Below are 19,392 nucleotides of genomic sequence, written 5' to 3'. Positions count from 1 at the left end.
CTGCGCTCACGCCAGCACATCCGCGGCGACCGCCTTCGAGACATCCCGGACGTCGGCGGGCTTGAGCCGCACCTGCAAGCCGCGCTGGCCGCCATTGAGATAGACGTAGTCATGCGCGAGCGCGCTCTGCTCGATCACCGTGCGCACGGGCTTGCGCTGCCCGAACGGGCTGATGCCGCCGACCTTGAAGCCAGTGACGCGCTCCGCCTCCAGCGGCTTCATCATCTGCGCCGACTTTCCGCTCACGGCGGCGGCGAGCTTCTTCATCGAGACCTCCTGGTCGGACGGAACGATCACGCAGACCGGCTTGCCGTCGACGAGCGCCATCAGCGTCTTCAACACGCGCGCCGGATTCTCACCGAGGGCCGACGCCGCCTGGAGCCCGATGCTCTCCGCATCGGGATCATAGTCGTAAGCGTGGACGGTGAAGGCTACATCGGCGGCCGCGAGCGCGCGTGTGGCGGGAGTGACTTTGGACATGGGTCACATTTACCACCGTCATTGCTGGGAGCGAAGCGACGAGTACGGCGCAAACTCTCCCCGGGTCGTCCTGGCGAAAGCCAGGACCCATTACCCCAGGGAGCGGTTTGGCGAAGACTTGTCGTTGGGTATTGCCACCGTCCGCGCTCGATAGATTCCGCGGTATGGGTCCTGGCTTTCGCCAGGACGACATCGGAGTGTTTGGCGGATATCGCGCCGCCCAACGAGCGCCGCCCTTACTCCGCAGCGTCGCGCATCTCCACGCGTTCGGCTCTGGCCGCGCAGAACTTGAATTCCGGGATCTTGCCGAACGGATCGAGCGCCGGGTTGGTCAGGAGGTTCGCCGCCGCCTCCGCGTAGCAGAATGGCATGAACACCATGTTCTCCGGAACGTCGCGGTCGGAGCGGACCTTGACCTCGACGGCGCCGCGGCGGGTCTCCAGGCGAATGAAATCGCCAGGCGCGAGCTGCTTCTTGTGCATGTCCTTCGGGCTCATGAAGGCGACCGCCTCCGGCTCGATCTGGTCGAGCACCTGGGCGCGGCGGGTCATCGAGCCGGTGTGCCAATGCTCCAGCACACGGCCGGTCGAGAGCACCATCGGATATTCGGCGTCGGGCAATTCATCCGGCGGGATGACCTTCGCCGGCACGATCTTGCCGCGGCCGCTCGCGGTCGGGAAGCCCGTGGTGAAGATGATTTCGTTGCCCGGCTTGTTCGGATCGTCCGCCGGATAGGTGACGGCACCTTCGCGCACCAGCCGTTCCCAGCTGATGTTCTTGAGCGACGGCATGAGCTCTGCCATCTCGGTGTAGACATCGCCGGCGCCGGCATAATTCCACGGCAGGCCCATGCGCTTGCCGATCTCCTGGATGATCCAGAGATCCTGCCGCGCATCGCCCGGCGGCTTGATCACCTGTCGCGCGAGCTGCACGCGGCGGTCGGTGTTGGTGAAGGAGCCCTCCTTCTCGGCGAAGGCCGAGGCCGGCAGGATGACGTCGGCGTGGAACGCGGTCTCGGTGACGAAGAGATCCTGCACCACGAGATGGTCGAGCATGGCGAGCGCGTGGCGTGCGTGCTGGAGATCGGGGTCCGACATCGCGGGGTTTTCGCCCTCGATATACATGCCCGTGATCTCGCCGGCATGGATCGCGTTCATGATCTCGACCACCGTGAGGCCGCGCACGGGATCGAGATCCTGCTGCCACAGCTTCTCGAAGGCCCCGCGCAAGTCGTCGCGGCCGACCGGCTGGTAATCCGGCAGGAACATCGGGATCAGGCCGGCATCGGAGGCGCCCTGCACGTTGTTCTGGCCGCGCAGCGGATGCAGGCCGGTGCCGGGGCGGCCGACCTGGCCGGTGATCAGCGCGAGCGCGATCAGGCAGCGCGCATTGTCGGTGCCGTGGACGTGCTGGCTGATGCCCATGCCCCAGAAGATGATCGACGATTTTGCCCGCGCATAGGTGCGTGCAACCTCGCGCAGCGTTTGCGCCGGGACGCCGCAGATCGCCTCCATCTTCTCCGGCGTGAATTCCTTGATCTTCTCCTTGAGGTCCTCAAAACCCTCGGTGTAGCCGGCGATGTACTGGTCGTCGGTCAGGCCTTCAGTGATGATCGTGTTGATCATCGCGTTCAGCATGGCGACGTCGGAGCCGGGCTTGAACTGCAGATGCTTGGTCGCATGGCGCGACAGCGTCTGCCGGCGCGGGTCCATCACGAACAGCTTGGCGCCGTTCTGCTTGACCGCGTTCTTGATGAAGGTCGCGGCGACCGGATGGTTCACGGTCGGGTTGGCGCCGATCACGATGATGACCTCGGCGTCCATCGCCGCGGAGAACGGCGCCGACACGGCGCCCGAGCTGAGACCTTCGAACAGCGCCGCCACCGACGAGGCGTGGCACAGCCGGGTGCAGTGGTCGACATTGTTGGAGCCGAAACCGGTGCGCACCAGCTTCTGGAACAGATAGGCCTCTTCGTTCGAGCCCTTGGCCGAGCCGAAGCCGGCGAGCGCCTTCGCGCCGTTCGTGTCGTGGATCTTGACGAGCCCCTTGGCGGCGATGTCGAGCGCCTCTTCCCAGCTCGCTTCGCGGAAATGGGTGAAGGGATTGGCCGGATCGACCTGGTCGTTGGCATCCTTCTTCGCATTAGGCAGCCGCACCAGCGGCTTGGTCAGGCGGTGCGGATGGTGGATGTAGTCGAAGCCGAAGCGGCCCTTCACACAGAGACGGTTGTGATTGGCGGGGCCATCACGGCCCTCGGCATAGATCACCTTCTCGTCCTTGACCTCGTACGTGACCTGACAGCCGACGCCGCAGAACGGGCAGAGCGAATCCACCTTCTTGTCCGCGTAAGTCACGCGGGTCTGGTTCTCGTCGAGCATCACGGCCGGCATCAACGCGCCGGTCGGGCAGGCCTGCACGCATTCGCCGCAGGCAACGCAGGTGGACTCGCCCATGGGATCGTCGAAGTCGAACACGATCTTCGAGCCATGGCTGCGGTAGGCCATGCCGATGACGTCGTTGACCTGGACCTCGCGGCAGGCGCGCACGCACAGGCCGCACTGGATGCAGGCATCGAGATTGACGCGCATCGCCGGATGGCTCGCGTCGGTCGCCCAGCGCTCGGCAGCGGGAAAGCGGCTCTCGGTGACGCCGGTGGTCTCGGCCCAGTGCCAGAACTTCGAGTCCGGATCGTGCGAGGTTTCGCGCGCCGGCTGGTCGGCGACGAGCAGCTCCATCACCATCTTCTGCGCGGAAACCGCACGCGCGGACTCGGTCTTCACCTTCATGCCGACCGACGGCGTGCGCTTGCACGATGCGGCGAGCACGCGCTCGCCCTCGATCTCGACCATGCAGGCGCGGCAATTGCCGTCGGGACGATAGTCGGGCGCCGGCGAGTAGCAGAGATGCGGGATCTCGCGGCCCTGGCGTTTTGCGACTTGCCAGATGGTCTCGCCGGGACTGGCCTCGACCTGCTTGCCGTCGAGCTCGAACGTAATCTTCGTCATTCGGCCGCTTCCTTGAACTCGTCAGGGAAATATTTGATCACGGTGGTAAGCGGATTCGATGCCGCCTGCCCGAGCCCGCAGATCGAGGCATCGCGCATCGCCTGGCTCAATTCTTCCAGCAACGCGCGGTTCCAGACTGGCTTCTGCATCAGCAGCGCCGCCTTCTGGGTTCCAACGCGGCACGGCGTGCACTGGCCGCAGCTCTCGTCCTCGAAGAATTTCATCAGGTTCAGGGCCGCTGCTCGCACGCTGTCCTTCTGCGACAGGATCACGATCGCGGCCGAGCCGATGAAGCAGCCGTATTTCTCCAGCGTACCGAAATCGAGCGGGATGTCGTCCATCGACGCCGGCAGGATGCCGCCCGAGGCGCCACCCGGAAGATAAGCGTAGAAGGTGTGGCCGTCGGCCATGCCGCCGCAATATTCGTCGATCAACTCGCGCACGGTGATGCCTGACGGCGCGAGCTTCATGCCGGGATTCTTCACGCGGCCGGAGACCGAGAAGCTGCGCAGGCCATGACGCTCGTGGCGGCCGTGGCCCTTCCACCAGTCGGCGCCCTTCTCGACGATGTCGCGCACCCACCACAGCGTCTCGACGTTGTTGATCAGCGTCGGCAGTCCGAACAGGCCGACCTGGAACGGATAAGGCGGCTTGTGCCGGGGCAGGCCGCGCTTGCCCTCGATGCTCTCGAGCAGCGAAGATTCCTCGCCGCAGATGTAGGCGCCGGCGCCGCGGCGCATGTGCAACGTCGGGCCGCCCGGCGGCAGCTTTGCGATCTCGCGCTCCAGGATCTCGCGTGCGGCCGGATATTCGTCGCGGATGTAGATGTAGACGTCGGACGCCTCAACGATATGCGCACCGATCAGGGTGCCCTCGATGAAGCGATGCGGGTCGTTGTTGAGGTAGACGCGGTCCTTGAAGGTGCCCGGCTCGCCCTCGTCGCCGTTGACCGCCATCAGCCGCGGGCCGGGCTCGCCAAGCACCGCGCGCCATTTGCGTCCCGTCGGGAAGCCCGCGCCGCCGAGACCACGCAGGCTGGAATCCTCGAGAAGCCTGAGGATATCGTCCTTGCTGACCGCCCCGGAGCGCAGCCGCTCCAGCAGCTTGTATCCGCCGTCCTGCACATAGGCGTCGTAGTCGACATAAGCAGGAATGTGCGCGTGAACGTCGCCGCGCGCTGCCGTGGCCAGCACCTCGGCGGCCGTAGCCTGATGCACGAAATGATGGCCGACTTCCGCGACCGGGGCCGCGTCGCACAATCCGACACAGGGCGCGCGTACGACGCGAATACCGGGACCGGCGCTGCGCTGGAGATCCTGCAACAGCTGCCCACCGCCGAGCATCTCACAGGTCAACGAATCGCAGACGCGGATCGTCAGCGGCGCGATATCAGGCTCACCTTCCTTCACGATGTCGAAATGCGCGTAGAAGGTCGCGGTCTCGAACACCTCGGCGAAGGCGAGCTTCATCTCGTCGGCGAGGGCCGCAAGATGCGCCGCCGAGATCTGGTGATATTTGTCCTGGATCAGGTGGAGATATTCGATCAGGAGGTCGCGCCGCCGCGGGCGATCGCCGAGCAGCTGCTCGATCTCGTGTGCGGCGGTGGGATCGACCTGCCGCCCCTTGGGCGTGGCCTTGGCTCGCTTCCGCCCCTCGCCCGGATGTTCGAACGAGCGGACCTCGTGCACGTCATGGCTCATCGATGAGTCTCGTAAACCTTCTTTAAAACACGTCCAAGTCTAGCCGTTGGCATACCAGATGCCAAGAGAATTCATCCATTCCGATAAGCATTTAAGGGGCATGGGGCCAACACGCTCCACGCCCCTTGCCTCGAACTGTTGGTGGAACCCGACCTCAGGTCTTGTTCATGCACTCCTCGATGTAGAACCAGCGATCGTCGCCGGCGAGGCCCTTGGACTTCACGTCGGCGCGGCAGGCCTTGAGCTTCGGCTTGTTGGCGGACCACTTCGCCTTCATGTCCTTCAGCTTCTGCATGGTGAGTTTGATCTTGCCCGGCTTGGCCTCCGTCGTCGCGGCCGGTGCCGTGGTGGCAGGCGCCGCCGCGGTTTGCGCGGACGCGGCATGAAGGCCAGCGACCAGCAACACGGCCGCAAGGCAAATTCGGGTGCGAAGCATTTAAATCCCCTAAGTACCAGTCTTGATGATGTCTGAAAGGCGAACGCCGCGGGACACCGATGATGAGCATCCCGCGGCTGTCTTGATGGCGATCAGAATATCTTGACCGCGCTCTCCAGCGTCTTCCACACACCCCAGAGCAGGGGAATGCCGACGAAGGCCCAGAACAGCGCCGCCTTGGCGTCAAGCCCGCCAAACCCGATGCCGTAAGAGCCGTGCGGTCCGGCTGCGGCGGCGCTGGCGCTCGCCGCCTGCAACTTGGCGACATCGGCCTCCTTCATGTGCCACTTCGGATCGACCGGCTTGATCAGGTAGTTGCAGATCAGGCCCGCGATCAGCATCGCGCACAGGATGTACATGGTAGTGTTGTAGAGCTGATCGCGCGGCACGCCGGCCGCGAGCTGGAACTCGCGGATGTAGTTGACCACGACGGGGCCGATGATGCCCGCGGTGGACCATGCCGTCAGCAGCCGGCCGTGGATGGCGCCCACGAACTGCGTGCCGAACATGTCGGCGAGATAGGCCGGCACGGTCGCGAAGCCGCCGCCATACATCGACAGGATGATGCCGAAGCCGAGCACGAAGAGCAGCTTCGAGCCCATCGCCGCAAAGGTCGGCGCCAGCGCATAGAGCACGATGCCGAGGATGAAGAAGGTGTAGTAGGTGTTCTTGCGTCCGATCCTGTCCGACAACGACGCCCAGAAGAAGCGGCCGCCGATGTTGAACAGCGACAGCAATCCGGCGAAGCCCGCGGCGATCGCGGCGATCTGCGCCTTCTGCCCGGCATCGAGCGCGTTGAAGCCGACGTCCGGCAGGCCGATCAGCTTGCCGGCGAAGATCTCCTGGAGCATGGGCGAGGCCATGCCGATCACGCCGATACCCGCCGACACGTTCAGGCAGAGCACCCACCAGATCAGCCAGAACTGCGGCGTCTTGTGTGCGTCATTGAGATGAACGTTGTTCTTCGAGATCATCGCGTTGGCCTTGGACGGCGGGGTCCAGCCTTCGGGCTGCCAGCCGGGCGGCGGCAAGCGATAACGGAACGCGCCGATCATCATGAACACGAAGTAGATGACGCCCATCGCGACGAAGGTCTCCCAGACGCCGACCGAAGTCGGGGTCTTGAAGTAGTTCATCAAGAGGTTCGCCAGCGGCGCGCCGATCATGGCGCCGCCGCCGAAGCCCATGATGGCCATGCCGGTCGCCATGCCGCGGCGGTCGGGGAACCACTTCACTAGCGTCGACACCGGCGAGATATAGCCAAGGCCGAGACCGATGCCGCCGATCACGCCCGAGCCCAGCCACATCAACCAGAGTTGGTGGGTGTAGATGCCGATCGCGCCGAGAAACAGGCCGCCGCACCAGCACAACGCGGCAACGAAGCCGGCCTTGCGCGGACCGACCCGCTCGAGCCAGCCGCCCCAGATCGCGGCCGAAACGCCGAGCAGCACGAAGAACAGCGTGTACATCCAGCCCAGGCTCGCGACTTTCCAGTCGCAGGTGGTGGAGAACAACTCCTGGAACAGCGAGATGTCGGGGCACGCCTTCGGCGCGTTCAACCCGATCGCGCGCGACAGTGGCAGCCAGAACACCGAGAAGCCGTAGGCCATGCCGATGCACAAATGGATGCACAGCGCCGCAGGCGGCACCAGCCAGCGATTGAAGCCGGCGGTCGCAATCGTCCGCTCGCGATCAAGAAAGCCAGAGCCAGCGCCCGATATCGTTCCAGCGCTCTCAATAGTAGACATACAGTCCTCCCCTAAGCCGCCCTTCTGAGCAGCCTGCCGCTAAGATCCTGATCCTCAGCCATTCACGGTGCAGCCAGCTGTCCCCGCTGCCCCGCATAATCATCCGGCGCGCGCCAGGATCGGTCACGCGCCTCCGAAAAGTTAACCCCTCGAGCGGGGCTCTATGCCCGATACCACGTGCAGGCTTCGTGTTTGGCCCGTTGATCCGCGTATCGCAGACAACACTCAACCTCCGCGCCCGCACGGAGAAAGTCAATTTGGGCAGAAGCCATGATCGATGTCGATAGACAAAAGGTCGGTATCAACGCGGTAACGCGTCAGGAACGCAGCGCACCATTGGTGTTGCCTATCGGACCATTTGCCTTTTCTATCAAGAACACGATGCGCGCGTCGTTGCGCTCGGTGATCTCCACCGTGTCGCCGGTCTCGCGAATCAGATTCGGAATGTCGATCACCGACAGCGGATCGGTGCAGTACACCTCGAGCTGATCGCCCGGCTGTAACGGTTTGAGCGCCTTGCGTGTCTTCAGGGCGGGCAGCGGGCATTTCAGCCCGGTGAGATCGAGCGTGGTTCTGGTCATGGGCGCAACCATGGCGGGACCGATCAATGGCGTCAACGCAACCGGTCAGAGCAGATCGGCATAGGACAGGAACCCCACGCTCTGCCCTGGCTCGACACGCGTGATGTCCTCGCCGAGCTCGACGAGGCCGTCGGTCTCGACCAGCGACGACAACAGCCCGGCGCCTTCGCGCGGGAACTTGATGGCCTCCAGCGCGCCATCCTGTCCCCTCCGCAACGAGACACGAATATATTCGCGGCGGCCGATCTTCTTCTTGTAGGTGAACGCCGCACGCACCGGGATCGGCAACAGCGGCTCCGGCAAACCACCCATCAGCGCCAGCACCGTCGGCCGCACCACATGGACGAAGGTGACGAAACTCGCGACGGGATTGCCGGGCAGGCCGATCAGCGGGGTGCCGCCGATGATGCCCATTGCCACGGGCCGGCCGGGCTTGATCGCCATCCGCCACAGCACCAGCGAGCCGATGCTCTCGACCGCTGCCTTGACGTGGTCCTCCTCGCCGGTCGAGACGCCGCCGGTGGTGAGGATCAGGTCGTGGCTGCCTGCAACCTGCTTCAAGCCATTCGCGAGGGAAGTCCGCTCGTCACGCAGGATGCCGAGATCGCTGACCTCGCAGCCGAGCCGGCGCAGCATCGCCATCAGCATGAAGCGGTTGGAGTCGAACAGCTGCGAGGCGGCGCGCGGCTCGCCCGGCGACGCCAGCTCGTCGCCGGTCGAGAACACCGCAACGCGGATGCGCCTGACGACGTCGATCCGCGTCAGGCCGAACGCCGCGGCGAGCGCGACATGCTGTGGCCGCAGCCGCTGGCCGGCGCGCAGCGCGACGTGCCCTTGAGGGATGTCCTCGCCCGCGGGCCGGACGTTTGCGCCCGGCTTCAGCCCCGGCGGCAGCACGATCCTGGCGGCGTCATCGATGCGGACATCCTCCTGCATGAAGACGGTCCCGGCATCCGGCGGCATCGGCGCACCCGTGAAGATGCGCGCGGTGTGGCCGGGCCTGATCGGCGCTTGAACAAGGCCGCCGGCCTGGATGCGGCCATCGAGCGGAAACGCCCGTTCCGCGCTGTCCGGAAGATCGGCGTCGCGCACGGCATAGCCGTCGACGGCGGAGTTGGTGAAGGGTGGCAGCGGCAGGGGCGCGGCGATGTCTCGGGCCAGCACGCGCCCGTCCGCATCGACCAGCGCCACGGTTTCGAGATCGGCAATCGCGTTGACGCGCGTCGTGATCAGGCCAACGGCCTCGTCGACCGACATCATCGGTCCGCCAAAGGCAAAGCAATCGTCAGACAGTTGCGCCATGGTGCCTCGTCAGCGCATAGCAGCGCTTTTCGCGACCGCTTCCTCGACCGGCATCGCCACACGCAACAGCAGCGACGCCGCGGCCGGGATATCGTCGAGATGGACGGTCGGCAGCCGGGTGTCAATCGGGGCGTCGGTCGCGATCCCGGCAATTCCGGGATCGTCGGGAAACAGCAACGGTTTGCCGTTGCCGGCACGATGGACTTCGATCTTGCGGTGCGGCTCGCGCTTGAAACCCTCGACCACGACGAGATCGACCGCGGAAAGCTTGCTCAGGAGTTCCGGCAGCCGCGGCTCCGCCGCGCCGCGCAACTCGTGCATCAGAGCCCAGCGATTTGACGAGGCAACCAGCACCTCGGCCGCGCCCGCCTCGCGATGGCGCCAGGAATCCTTGCCGGGCACGTCGACGTCGAACTGGTGATGCGCATGCTTGATGACGGAGACGCGCAGGCCTTGCGCGCTGAAATACGGGATCAGCCGCGTCAACAGCGTGGTCTTGCCCGCACCGCTCCAGCCCGCAAGGCCGATGACTTTCATAACCGATCCGTCTCCGCCAACGACACGCCTGCCGATGGAACCGCCGGCCTCTCCCCGTCATTGCGAGCGTAGCGAAGCAATCCAGACTGCCACCGCGGTATAGTTCTGGATTGCTTCGCCGCGCGCAATGACGGCGAGGCAGCATTTTCGCTTTCCGCCAGCATGCTTATATCGGCTTGACCCGAATGTCATGCTAACGTCGTGGCCATGATGAAGATCGACAAAGCCCCGGTGCCCCTGATCGTCCCCAACCCGGATGACCCGCGCCTGACCCAGAGCGTGACCGGGACCGACCAGACCGGCGCCAGAGTCGAGATCAAGGTGCCGATGGAGCGGCCGCTGACGCTCTACCTGAATTCCCAGGAGATCGTCACCATGATGACGATCGGCGACTATCCGGAATATCTGGCGCTGGGCTATCTGCTCAACCAGAACATGCTGAAATATAATGACGCGGTGACCGAGGTCGAATACGACGACGACCTCCAGGTCGTGGTCGTGCGCACCTCGCATCACACCAATTTCGAGGCCAAGCTGAAGAAGCGCACACAGACCTCGGGTTGCGCGCAGGGCACCGCCTTCGGCGATCTGCTGGAAGCGGTCGAGAGCGTCGCACTGCCGAAGGCGGAGCTGCGCACCTCCTGGCTCTACCAGATGACGCAGACCATCAACACCATGCCCTCGCTGTATCTGGAGGCCGGTGCGATCCATGGCTGCGTGCTGTGCAAGGAGGGCGAGCCGCTCTGCTACACTGAGGACGTCGGCCGCCACAACGCCGTGGACAAGATCGCGGGCTGGATGTACCGCCACGGCGTCGATGCCGGCGACAAGATCCTCTACACCACGGGACGTCTCACCTCGGAGATGGTGATCAAGACGGTACGCATGGGCATTCCGATCCTGGTGTCGCGCTCCGGCTTCACCGCGTGGGGCGTCGATCTCGCAAGACAGGTGGGCCTGACGCTGGTCGGCCGCACCCGCGGCAAGCGCTTCATCGCGCTCGCGGGCGAGGAACGGATCGTCTACGACCAGAACCTTGCTTACGTCGAAGAGGAGTCAGCCAAGCACAAGCGCAAGGGTGAAGGTGGTGACGACTGAAACTCCGCTGACGCAAGGCGTGCTGCTCGCCGGCGGCCTCGCGCGACGCATGGGCGGCGGCGACAAGCCGATGCGCACCATCGGCGGACGCACCATCCTGGAGCGCGTGATCGCACGTCTTTCGCCCCAGTGCAGCGGACTGATCCTCAATGCGAACGGCGATCCCGCGCGCTTCGCCGCATTCGGCCTGCAGGTGGTCGCCGACGACGTACCCGGCTTTCCCGGCCCGCTCGCCGGCATTCTCGCCGCGCTCGACTGGACCGCGGCGAACCGGCCGGGGATCGAATGGGTGCTCAGTGCCGCCGGCGACTGCCCGTTCCTGCCGCGCGATCTCGTCGCGCGCCTGCATGAAGCCCGTGAGCGGGAGAGCGCGCAGCTCGCGGTCGCCGCATCGGGCGACCAGACGCATCCGGTGATCGGGCTGTGGCGCGTTGCCTTGCGCGACGAATTGCGCCACGCCCTCGTCGTCGAGGACCTGCGCAAGATCGACCGCTGGACCGCACGCTATCCGCTCGCGACGGTGACGTGGCCGGTCGAGCCGCTCGATCCGTTCTTCAACGCCAATACGGTCGAGGACATCGCCGAGGCCGAGCGGCTCGCGGCGCTGGATGACGCGGCCTAGCCTCGCGCATCCGCGCCTCCAGCCCCAGCGCGCGCAACACCTTCATGGCATTGCAGCCGATCTGGATGCCGGCGCCGATGCGGGCGAATTGGGAGGCCTGCTCGTAGACCATCACATTGATGCCGACGCGCCGGAGCGCCGCGGCGGTCGCAAGCCCGCCCATGCCGGCACCGACGATCGCGACCGAAAGCGGCCTTGCCATCGCGTCCCCCAACCTGTCGCACGGCTTGAAGGCCGCGTCGTCGTCTATCATCTACGCCGGCCGGAAGCCCGCTCGCTCCAGTGCCGTACGTGCCTCGCCCGAGCCAAGTGCGTCGAGAAAGGCCTGTACCGCCGGACGCTGCTTGCGCGCCGTCACCAACGCAAAGTCATAATGCTCTTCCGCGAGCGGAATGAAACCGAGACCGACCGCATGGGCGACCGGCGCAATGGTCATGCCCCAGTCGGCGCGTTGCTGCGCGACGGCGGCGGCAACGGCGTTGTGCGAGCGCGGCTGGTTCCAATAGCCTTCGGGGCGCGCACCGCCGAGCAGCCGGTCGATCAGGATACGCGTGCCGGCGCCCTGGTTGCGGTTGACCATGATGCAGGCGGGATCCGTGAGCGCGGCGGCAACGGCGTCCTTTGCGCTGAGGCCCTCGAAGCGCTTGTCGCCCTTGCGGAACACGATGCCCTGCATCCGCCGCCAGCCCGGCACGAGCTCGAGCCCTTCGACCAAATAAGGCGTGTTGTAGGTCTCGCTTCTGTCGTCGAACAGATGGATCGGCGCGAGATCGCACTCGCCCCTTTTGGCTGCCGCAAGCCCGCCGAGGCTGCCGACCGCGATCGAGCGCACTGTGAGGCCCGCATGCGCGAGCTGTGCGGTGACGAGGTCGAGGCCGGTGCAATGGCTGCCGACGATGACGAGATCCGGCACGCGCACATGCGGCGTGAACAGCGTCACCTCGGCCTCGGTCCCCGCGGGCATCTGATCGGCGAGCGCATCGATGCGCAGGAAGCCGTCGGCCTGCGCGAAGGAGGTGATCGCACCGGAGCCCTTGCCGGAGGGATAGGCGATCAAGCCGCCCCTGCCCTCGACCAGCGAGACCATGACGAATTCGGTGCGGCCGAGCTCGGAGGCAATGCGCACCGGCACGGTCGCGCTGACCTTGGCATCGGAGCGCGGCGGCAGGCCGGCCATCCTGCGCAGCACCGGCACGATCATGTCGTGGAAGGTGAACATCGCCGAGGTCGGAAAGCCCGGCAGGATCACGACCGGCTTGCCGTCGCAGACCGCGAGGCACAGCGGCTTGCCGGGCTTGAGCGCCACGCCATGCGCGACGACGCCGGGCTGGCCGAGCCGGCTGATGATGCGGTGGGACAGGTCGCCCGCGCCTTTCGACGTGCCGCCGGAGAGCACCAGCATGTCGGCGTCCGCCAGCGCGCGGCGCATGGCGGATTCGAGCTTCGCTTCGTCGTCGGGAATGGCACCGAGGAAGATTGCCTCGCCGCCATTCTCGTCGATCGCGGCCGCGACGATCGCGCCGTTGGTGTCGTGGATCTCCGCGGGCGCAAGCACCTCGCCGGGCTGAACCAGTTCGTCGCCGGTCGAGATCACGGCGACCCGCGGCTTGCGCGCGACGGCCACCTCGGCAATGCCGCAGGCCGCCAGCATCCCGATCTCGCGTGAGCCGACGAGCGTGCCGGCGCGCAGCAGCGCTTCGCCGCGTGCGATGTCGGAGCCCGCATAGGAGACGAACTGCCCGGGAGACGCGGCACGGCGGACATCGACCGCATCCGGGCCGGCAGGCTGGGTGTGCTCGACCATGACGACAGCGTCGGCGCCGCGCGGCAGCGGGCCGCCGGTGGCGATCGGCGTTGCGGTGCCTGTGGCAACTTGCATCCTCGGCGCGGTGCCGCAGTGGATGGTCTCGCCGTTCAACGCAAGGCGGACAGGCGCACCTTCGCCGGCCGCGGCGAGGTCCGCCGAGCGGACGGCAAAGCCGTCGACATTGGAACGGTCGAACGGCGGGACGTCGATCGGGGCGGTGACGTCTTCGGCGAGCGCCGTGCCGAGCGTATCGGCAAGCTTGCGCGTTTCGCTCGGAATCGCGCGGGGAAACAGCGCCGCCTCGAAACGAGCCATCGCCTCCTCACGCGAGAGGATCTTGAGGAACTGCTCCTGTTCGAGCGCGCTGCGGTCTTGCGATTGCGGGATCATCGTCATGCCGGAACCCATATCACTCCCGCATCAGATAGGCATCGACGCATGCGCCCGCTGCAAATCCCTCGTGGCTGGCGGGTATGATCAGCCATGCATCCGCACGGGCAATGGCCTGGAACGGCCACTCCCCCACCGCAAGCGGCATCCAGGCATGATGGTCCTCGGCCAGCAGTGCGATTTCGGCAATGCCGACACTGGACGCGATCTTGCGCGCGAGCGGCCGTGTCACGTGCCGGCGCAGCTGCCGTGCCGACAAACGATCGACGAGCGGAAGCACGAGCGCGAGCCAGGCTGCGAGCGCATGATCCGGCGAGCCGGGCAAGGCAACGACGGGAACTTTTTCGAGCCGCCCGACCGCGGCGGTGCGGCCGGGCTGAAGTGCAATGCCATGGGCGATCACGTCACCGCGCCGGGCCAGCGCCGCGACAGCGGCATCGCGGCGGCCGACGCCGCTGCCGCCGACAATCAGCAGCAGGTCGCAGGAGGAAGCATCGAGCGCATCTGCAATCGATGCGCCATCGCGCGCGGCGGCCTCGAACGCCCTCACATCCAGTCCCGCGACGCGCGCGATCCCGGCAATCATATGCGCCGTCGTCGTCGTATCAGGCACATTGACGATGCGCAGCCGCGGCCGCCGCACGCTCAGCCTGTCCACCGCCGCGACGCCGGCGAGCATCAGCGCGGCCGGACCGACCGGATATCCTTCTGTGCCGGCAAGCGTGCGAACGGCGATGTCGCTTCCGGCGCGGCGGACACCCTGCCCCGGCACGCCCTCCGCCAGCACCTGCGCGAGCGGTCCAGACATCTCGACGGCGTCGGCATCGAGCACACAGTCGCATCCCGCCGGCATCGCGTCGCCGGCATCGACCCAGGCCGGCGCCGTCGCCAGCGGCGACGGCGAATAGGCGGACGCACCGACGAGATCATTGGCGCGCAACGCCCACCCGTCCATGCCGGCAATGTCGTGCGGCGGATAGGCCGCAAGCAGCGGAGCGTCCGCCGCGATACAGCCGATCGCTTCAGTCAGCGGCAACGCAACAGGTGTGATCGGTTCAACGTCTCGCAGCAACGCGGCAAGCGCGGTGTCGAGCGGCGTCAGCGATGGCGGCAGGCGCTGGGTCATGCGCCATGATGGACCATGCAACGCTGCGTTTGGCAACCGCCGGAGATGCAGATGTCAGCCGGCCGACTTGTCCGCATTCGGAAAGAACAGCTGCTGCCCGTCGACCCTGTAGCCGGCGATCGCCGCCTGCCCGTCCGGCGAGATCAGCCAGTCGATGAAGGTCTGCCCCAGCTCCTTCTTCACGCTCGGAAACTTCTCGGGGTTGACCAACATCACGCCGTACTGGTTGAGCAGCCGCTTGTCGCCCTCGACGATGATGTCGAGATCGCCGCGCTCCTTGAAGGCGATCCAGCTGCCGCGGTCCGACAGCACATAGGCATTTGCGACACGCGCAGCTTCGAGCGCCGCGCCCATGCCCTCCTTGGCCTCGCGGTACCAGGCGCCTTTGGCAGCGGCGATGTCGATGCCGGCGACGATCCAGAGCGCGAGCTCCGCGGCGTGGGTGCCGGATCGATCGCCGCGCGTCACGAACGGCGCGCCCTTGGCCTCGATCGCCTTGAGCGCGGTCGCGATGTCCTTGCCCTTCACGCCGGCAGGATCGCTCTTCGGCCCGATCAGCACGTAGTCGTTGTACATCACGTCGAAGCGCTTCACGGCAAAACCTTCGGCGACGAACTTTTCCTCCTGTGGCCGCGCATGCATCAGCACGACGTCCGCATCGCCCTTGCGCGCCTCGTTGAGCACCTCGTCGGCGCGCTGCGCGATCACCCTCACGTCGATGCCGGTCTTGTCACGGAAAATCGGCAGCAGATGATCGAGCAGGCCCGAATCCTGCGTCGCTGTGGTGGAGGCCAGGACGATGGCGCGGTCCTCCGCGAACGACGCTCCGATGTCCGCGGTCAGGCCGCAGAGAAGCGCGAGTGCAACGGACAGGCGGCGAAAGGCCATGAGCTGGTTCCCATTGGATACGGCCACGATCATGAGGATCGATTGCGCCGCACTCGTGACGCATTTGCCCCTCGCGCGCTGCCGTTCGGGAAATTCCGGCAATGCATTGAGCGGCAGCCGATTGCAATCGCGAGCGCGACAGCAAGGCCCGCACCATGTGAGCGCTTCAGGATCGTTCACCAAAGCGGAAGAGGCGCCTGCGGATGTGTTGCAAAGCAACGAGATGATCGGGCATGGTTCCCGCGGACCGAAAATGAACTGCAGAATTCCACCTGCGACGAAAGTCCAAAAAGAAGCAAGAATTTGCATAGGAATGCAGGATGGAATTCCTGACGACCAGTGAAGCCGCTGACTATCTCCGACTTGGCGAACGCAAGCTCTACGAACTCGTCACCACCGGCGCGATCCCCTGTAGCAAGGTGACCGGGAAGTGGCTCTTCCCGCGGCACGAACTCGATCTCTGGGTGCTGTCCGGACTGGCGCGCCCTGCGGGCATGCTGGCCACGGAGCCGCCACCCGTCGTGGGCGGGAGCCAGGACGAGCCTCCTGGACTGGAGCCTGCGCGAATCCGGCTCCGGCCTGGGATCGATGAGCGAGGGAAGCGCGCGCGGGCTCGAGCGCCTGCAGCGCGACGAGGTGACGGCTGTCGCAGTGCACTTCCACGGCCTGGATGCCTCCGGCAATCTTGCCTCCGACGCCAATGTGACGGCGCTGCGAGACGCTCCGGACCTGCATGACGCGCTGCTGGTCGCATTCGCGCGCCGCGAGCAGGGTCTCGTGCTGCCGCCGGGCAATCCGAAGCGATTGCGCGGTCTCGCCGACGTGCTCGCGCTCGGCGCCAGGATGGCGATGCGACAACAGGGCACAGGCGCGCAGATGCTGCTCGACGTGCTCCTGAAGCGCGCCGACGCCACCACCCGCGATTTGCGCCGGGTGGAGACGCCGGCCCTGACCGGGCCCGATCTTGCCGAAATGGTCCGCGCCGGCCAGGCCGATTGCGGGGTGGCGACACGCGCGGCGGCGCGCTCGGCCGGCCTCGATTTCGTGCCGCTGGTCTGGGAAAATCTCGATCTGGCGATGCGACAGCGCAGCTATTTCCGCCCCACCATGCAGGCCCTGATCCGGTTCCTGAGCGAAAGAAGGCTGCGCCAGCGCGCCGAGGAGCTGACCGGCTACGACCCCTCGCCGGCGGGGCAGATCCGCTTCGCCGCCTGACATTGACGCCCGCCCCCAAATAGTTGCAAAAGAAACCAATTCAGCCGGGCATACCCGGGCAACACCGGCCAACGAGCCGGATCAGGGGAGGACAAGCGTGAATCCAGCAAGATTTGGACTGCCGGTCGCGGCCGGCTTTGCAGCGACGTTCTTGGCGGCAGCCCTGCTGCCGGGCGCCGCAATGGCGCAGGTTTCCGACAACGTCGTCAAGATCGGCGTGCTCACCGACATGAACGGTCCCGCTTCCGCGCCGACCGGCCAGGGCTCGGTGACGGCGGCGCAGATGGCGATCGACGATTTCGGCGGCACCGTGCTCGGCAAGCCGATCAGCATCGTGATCGGCGACCACCAGCTCAAGGCCGATATCGGCGGCGCCATCGCGCGGCGCTGGTACGACGTCGACCAGGTCGATCTGATCGTCGACGTGCCGGTCTCGGCGGTCGGGCTCGCGGTGCAGAACATCGCCAACGAGAAGAAGCGGCTGTTCATCACCCACTCCACCGGCACCGCCGATTTCCACGGCAAGTTCTGCTCTCCTTACGCGATCCAGTGGGTGTTCGACACCCGCGCGCTCGCGGTCGGCACCGCGGATGCCGTGGTCAAGCGCGGCGGCGACAGCTGGTTCTTCATCACCGACGACTACGCCTTCGGCCATTCGCTGGAGCGCGATGCCTCCAGCGTCGTCACCGCCAATGGCGGCAAGGTGCTGGGCTCGGTGAAGCCGCCGCTGGCAACGCCCGACCTCTCATCGTTCGTGCTGCAGGCGCAGGCCTCCAAGGCCAAGATCATCGGCATTGCGGCAGGCCCCCCGAACAACATGAACGAGATCAAGACTGGCTCGGAGTTCGGCGTGTTCAAGGGCGGCCAGCAGATGGCGGCGCTGCTGGCGCTGATCACCGACATCCACGGCCTCGGCCTGCAGGCGGCGCAAGGCCTGTTGCTGACCACCTCGTTCTACTGGGACATGGACGACAAGACGCGCGAATGGTCGAAGCGCTATTTCGCCAAGATGAACAAGATGCCGTCGATGTGGCAGGCCGGCGTCTATTCGAGCGTGATGCACTATCTCAACGCCGTCAAGGAGACCGGCACCGATGATCCGCTCAAGGTCGCCGCGAAGATGCGGGAAAAGCCGATCGAGGATTTCTTCGCCCGCAACGGCAAGCTGCGCGAGGACAATCTGATGGTGCACGACCTCTGGCTGGTGCAGGTGAAGACGCCGGAGGAAAGCAAATACCCGTGGGACTATTACAAGATCCTCACGACCATCTCGGGCGACAAGGCGTTCGGGCCGCCGGACCCGGCGTGTGCGATGGTGAAGAAGTGACGATCGCTTAAAGCGATCGTCATTCCGGGGCGGTGCAAAGCACCGAACTACGGTGCGCAATTGCGCACCTGAGAATCTCGAGATTCCGGGTTCGCGCTTTGCGCGCCCCGGAATGACGGCCGCTTAGGGAGCGACCGTCATTTCACCACCCCGATCTCGCGAAAGTACTTCATCACGCCCGGATGAATCAGCTCCGGCTTCGGCGCGGCCGCGACGGTGTTCGCCGCGGTCGTCTCGCAGGCCTGCGCGAGCTTCTTGCAGAACGTCGCCTCCACGCCATGCAGCGTCTTCGCCAGCCGGTAGGCGACATCGTCCGGCAGATCCTCGCGCGTGAGGACAAAACTCCACGAACCGAGCGAGGCGATCGGCTCGGCCTGCTTCGGGTAGCTGCCGGCGGGCACGATCATCGGCTTCAGGAACGAATGCTTGGCGCGGATGCGCGTGACCTCTTCCTCGCTGGGCGCGATGAAGCGCGCGCCTGATGCGCTCGATGCCACCGCGGCAAAGCCGGGCCAGCCGATGCCGGCGCCCCACAGCGCGGCGACGCGTCCGTCCTCGACCATCGCGGGGCCGTCGCCGGCGCGGTCGAGATAGACGGCCTTGAAATCCTCGTCCTGCCTCAGCCCGAGGCCATCGAGCACGTAGCGCGCGAGGATCGGCAGGCCCGAGCCCTTGGCGCCGAACGCAACAGGCTGGCCAACGAGATCGCGAATGGTCTTGTAGGGGCTGTCGGCCCGCACCACGAACATGCCGGGGTTGGAATAGATCGCGGTGAGAATCTTCAGCCGCACCTTCGCACGGCCGATGCCGGCGAAGGCCTCGTAGGCCGGCTCGCCCGCGACCAAGGCGAGATCGAGCTCGCCCTTCTCCAACAGCGGAATGTTCTCGTTGCTGCCCTTGGTGTTGCGGGGTGCGATGGTGATTTGCGGATCGGCCGCGTTCATCACCTCCGCAAAGGCGTTGCCGTAGAGCGGGAAGCCGCCGCCGGGCGTTGCGGTGCCGAGGCTGAGTGTCGTGGTCGGAATGGCCGTGCCTCCGGTTTGAGCAGCAGCGGGGCTTAAGAGCAGCGCCGCGGCGAGAAGGATGATCGCGAATCTCATGGTCGTTCCCGGCGGACCTGCGTCAACACC

Annotated in this window: 17 protein-coding genes and 1 pseudogene; 5 read left to right on the top strand and 13 right to left on the bottom strand. The window is 65.9% G+C overall.

Features of this window, described 5'->3' with window-relative positions; all coding sequences use genetic code 11:
* Window positions 1–6 precede the first annotated feature (6 nt).
* The 8 genes from ybaK to mobB form a co-directional block, all read right to left on the bottom strand.
* Complete coding sequence (gene ybaK, locus BJA_RS11340; RefSeq protein WP_011085106.1) at window positions 7–480, bottom strand: Cys-tRNA(Pro) deacylase; 474 nt, start codon at window positions 478–480, stop codon at window positions 7–9.
* A 236-nt stretch (window positions 481–716) separates the two neighbouring features.
* A complete protein-coding gene (gene fdhF, locus BJA_RS11335) occupies window positions 717–3,485 on the bottom strand; it encodes a formate dehydrogenase subunit alpha (protein ID WP_011085105.1) in 2,769 nt (922 codons plus the stop codon).
* The gene (locus BJA_RS11330) at window positions 3,482–5,185 is read right to left on the bottom strand and encodes an NADH-ubiquinone oxidoreductase-F iron-sulfur binding region domain-containing protein (RefSeq protein ID WP_011085104.1); all 1,704 of its coding nucleotides are present in this window, start codon (window positions 5,183–5,185) and stop codon (window positions 3,482–3,484) included. The genes fdhF and BJA_RS11330 overlap by 4 nt, the downstream gene beginning before the upstream one ends.
* Window positions 5,186–5,339: 154 nt before the next feature.
* The gene (locus BJA_RS11325; protein ID WP_011085103.1) at window positions 5,340–5,621 is read right to left on the bottom strand and encodes a hypothetical protein; all 282 of its coding nucleotides are present in this window, start codon (window positions 5,619–5,621) and stop codon (window positions 5,340–5,342) included.
* Between the two features lie 92 nt (window positions 5,622–5,713).
* A complete protein-coding gene (locus tag BJA_RS11320) occupies window positions 5,714–7,369 on the bottom strand; it encodes an OFA family MFS transporter (RefSeq protein WP_011085102.1) in 1,656 nt (551 codons plus the stop codon).
* 317 nt (window positions 7,370–7,686) lie between these two features.
* On the bottom strand, window positions 7,687–7,950 hold the full coding sequence (locus tag BJA_RS11315; protein ID WP_028174267.1) for a sulfurtransferase TusA family protein: 264 nt from the start codon (window positions 7,948–7,950) through the stop codon (window positions 7,687–7,689).
* A gap of 45 nt (window positions 7,951–7,995) precedes the next feature.
* Window positions 7,996–9,252: a molybdopterin molybdotransferase MoeA gene (glp, locus tag BJA_RS11310; RefSeq protein WP_011085100.1), complete on the bottom strand. Its 1,257-nt coding sequence runs from the start codon at window positions 9,250–9,252 to the stop codon at window positions 7,996–7,998.
* Between the two features lie 9 nt (window positions 9,253–9,261).
* The gene (gene mobB / locus BJA_RS11305) at window positions 9,262–9,789 is read right to left on the bottom strand and encodes a molybdopterin-guanine dinucleotide biosynthesis protein B (RefSeq protein ID WP_011085099.1); all 528 of its coding nucleotides are present in this window, start codon (window positions 9,787–9,789) and stop codon (window positions 9,262–9,264) included.
* A 207-nt stretch (window positions 9,790–9,996) separates the two neighbouring features.
* Here mobB and fdhD point away from each other — a divergent pair, with 207 nt between their 5' ends.
* Both fdhD and mobA read left to right on the top strand, forming a co-directional pair.
* Window positions 9,997–10,887 (top strand): formate dehydrogenase accessory sulfurtransferase FdhD, encoded by an 891-nt coding sequence (gene fdhD / locus BJA_RS11300; protein ID WP_038966588.1) that lies wholly within the window; start codon window positions 9,997–9,999, stop codon window positions 10,885–10,887.
* Window positions 10,868–11,509: a molybdenum cofactor guanylyltransferase MobA gene (gene mobA / locus BJA_RS11295; RefSeq protein ID WP_011085097.1), complete on the top strand. Its 642-nt coding sequence runs from the start codon at window positions 10,868–10,870 to the stop codon at window positions 11,507–11,509. Before fdhD ends, mobA begins: the two co-directional genes overlap by 20 nt.
* On the opposite strand, the gene BJA_RS11290 is transcribed toward mobA, so the two are convergent.
* From BJA_RS11290 to BJA_RS11275, 4 genes are read right to left on the bottom strand one after another with little or no spacing between them, the layout of a single operon-like run.
* Window positions 11,442–11,711 carry an FAD-dependent monooxygenase gene (locus tag BJA_RS11290; RefSeq protein ID WP_257784502.1) on the bottom strand — a complete coding sequence of 90 codons (270 nt, stop codon included), beginning with the start codon at window positions 11,709–11,711 and terminating at the stop codon, window positions 11,442–11,444. The two genes, mobA and BJA_RS11290, sit on opposite strands and share 68 nt — an antisense overlap.
* 51 nt (window positions 11,712–11,762) lie before the next feature.
* Window positions 11,763–13,712: a molybdopterin biosynthesis protein gene (locus tag BJA_RS11285; protein WP_038966586.1), complete on the bottom strand. Its 1,950-nt coding sequence runs from the start codon at window positions 13,710–13,712 to the stop codon at window positions 11,763–11,765.
* A 13-nt stretch (window positions 13,713–13,725) separates the two neighbouring features.
* Window positions 13,726–14,832: a molybdopterin-binding protein gene (locus tag BJA_RS11280; RefSeq protein ID WP_011085095.1), complete on the bottom strand. Its 1,107-nt coding sequence runs from the start codon at window positions 14,830–14,832 to the stop codon at window positions 13,726–13,728.
* Between the two features lie 54 nt (window positions 14,833–14,886).
* Window positions 14,887–15,720, bottom strand: a complete 834-nt coding sequence (locus BJA_RS11275; protein ID WP_038966585.1) for a substrate-binding domain-containing protein — start codon at window positions 15,718–15,720, stop codon at window positions 14,887–14,889.
* Here BJA_RS11275 and BJA_RS11270 point away from each other — a divergent pair.
* The 3 genes and pseudogenes from BJA_RS11270 (at window position 15,719) to BJA_RS11260 (ending at window position 18,262) form a co-directional block, all read left to right on the top strand.
* Window positions 15,719–16,063 (top strand): hypothetical protein, encoded by a 345-nt coding sequence (locus tag BJA_RS11270; RefSeq protein WP_162494064.1) that lies wholly within the window; start codon window positions 15,719–15,721, stop codon window positions 16,061–16,063. The genes BJA_RS11275 and BJA_RS11270 overlap by 2 nt on opposite strands.
* Window positions 16,041–16,935, top strand: a pseudogene (locus BJA_RS11265) (substrate-binding domain-containing protein). Before BJA_RS11270 ends, BJA_RS11265 begins: the two are co-directional and overlap by 23 nt.
* 97 nt (window positions 16,936–17,032) lie before the next feature.
* Window positions 17,033–18,262: an ABC transporter substrate-binding protein gene (locus BJA_RS11260; protein WP_011085092.1), complete on the top strand. Its 1,230-nt coding sequence runs from the start codon at window positions 17,033–17,035 to the stop codon at window positions 18,260–18,262.
* A gap of 137 nt (window positions 18,263–18,399) precedes the next feature.
* Here BJA_RS11260 and BJA_RS11255 read toward each other — a convergent pair whose 3' ends face one another.
* Window positions 18,400–19,362: a TAXI family TRAP transporter solute-binding subunit gene (locus BJA_RS11255; protein ID WP_011085091.1), complete on the bottom strand. Its 963-nt coding sequence runs from the start codon at window positions 19,360–19,362 to the stop codon at window positions 18,400–18,402.
* Between the last annotated feature and the right edge of the window lie 30 nt (window positions 19,363–19,392).

Source organism: Bradyrhizobium diazoefficiens USDA 110 (genome assembly GCF_000011365.1).
Lineage (GTDB): Bacteria > Pseudomonadota > Alphaproteobacteria > Rhizobiales > Xanthobacteraceae > Bradyrhizobium > Bradyrhizobium diazoefficiens.
This window is presented reverse-complemented; position numbering and strand designations above follow the sequence as displayed.

Bases quoted from the DNA above. Each gene is read 5' to 3' on its own strand.
- ybaK (WP_011085106.1), bottom strand. From the start codon at position 480: ATGTCCAAAGTCACTCCCGCCACACGCGCGCTCGCGGCCGCCGATGTA.
- fdhF (WP_011085105.1), bottom strand. From the start codon at position 3,485: ATGACGAAGATTACGTTCGAGCTCGACGGCAAGCAGGTCGAGGCCAGT.
- BJA_RS11330 (WP_011085104.1), bottom strand. From the start codon at position 5,185: ATGAGCCATGACGTGCACGAGGTCCGCTCGTTCGAACATCCGGGCGAG.
- BJA_RS11325 (WP_011085103.1), bottom strand. From the start codon at position 5,621: ATGCTTCGCACCCGAATTTGCCTTGCGGCCGTGTTGCTGGTCGCTGGC.
- BJA_RS11320 (WP_011085102.1), bottom strand. From the start codon at position 7,369: ATGTCTACTATTGAGAGCGCTGGAACGATATCGGGCGCTGGCTCTGGC.
- BJA_RS11315 (WP_028174267.1), bottom strand. From the start codon at position 7,950: ATGACCAGAACCACGCTCGATCTCACCGGGCTGAAATGCCCGCTGCCC.
- glp (WP_011085100.1), bottom strand. From the start codon at position 9,252: ATGGCGCAACTGTCTGACGATTGCTTTGCCTTTGGCGGACCGATGATG.
- mobB (WP_011085099.1), bottom strand. From the start codon at position 9,789: ATGAAAGTCATCGGCCTTGCGGGCTGGAGCGGTGCGGGCAAGACCACG.
- fdhD (WP_038966588.1), top strand. From the start codon at position 9,997: ATGATGAAGATCGACAAAGCCCCGGTGCCCCTGATCGTCCCCAACCCG.
- BJA_RS11290 (WP_257784502.1), bottom strand. From the start codon at position 11,711: ATGGCAAGGCCGCTTTCGGTCGCGATCGTCGGTGCCGGCATGGGCGGG.
- BJA_RS11285 (WP_038966586.1), bottom strand. From the start codon at position 13,712: ATGACGATGATCCCGCAATCGCAAGACCGCAGCGCGCTCGAACAGGAG.
- BJA_RS11280 (WP_011085095.1), bottom strand. From the start codon at position 14,832: ATGACCCAGCGCCTGCCGCCATCGCTGACGCCGCTCGACACCGCGCTT.
- BJA_RS11270 (WP_162494064.1), top strand. From the start codon at position 15,719: ATGAGCTGGTTCCCATTGGATACGGCCACGATCATGAGGATCGATTGC.
- BJA_RS11275 (WP_038966585.1), bottom strand. From the start codon at position 15,720: ATGGCCTTTCGCCGCCTGTCCGTTGCACTCGCGCTTCTCTGCGGCCTG.
- BJA_RS11255 (WP_011085091.1), bottom strand. From the start codon at position 19,362: ATGAGATTCGCGATCATCCTTCTCGCCGCGGCGCTGCTCTTAAGCCCC.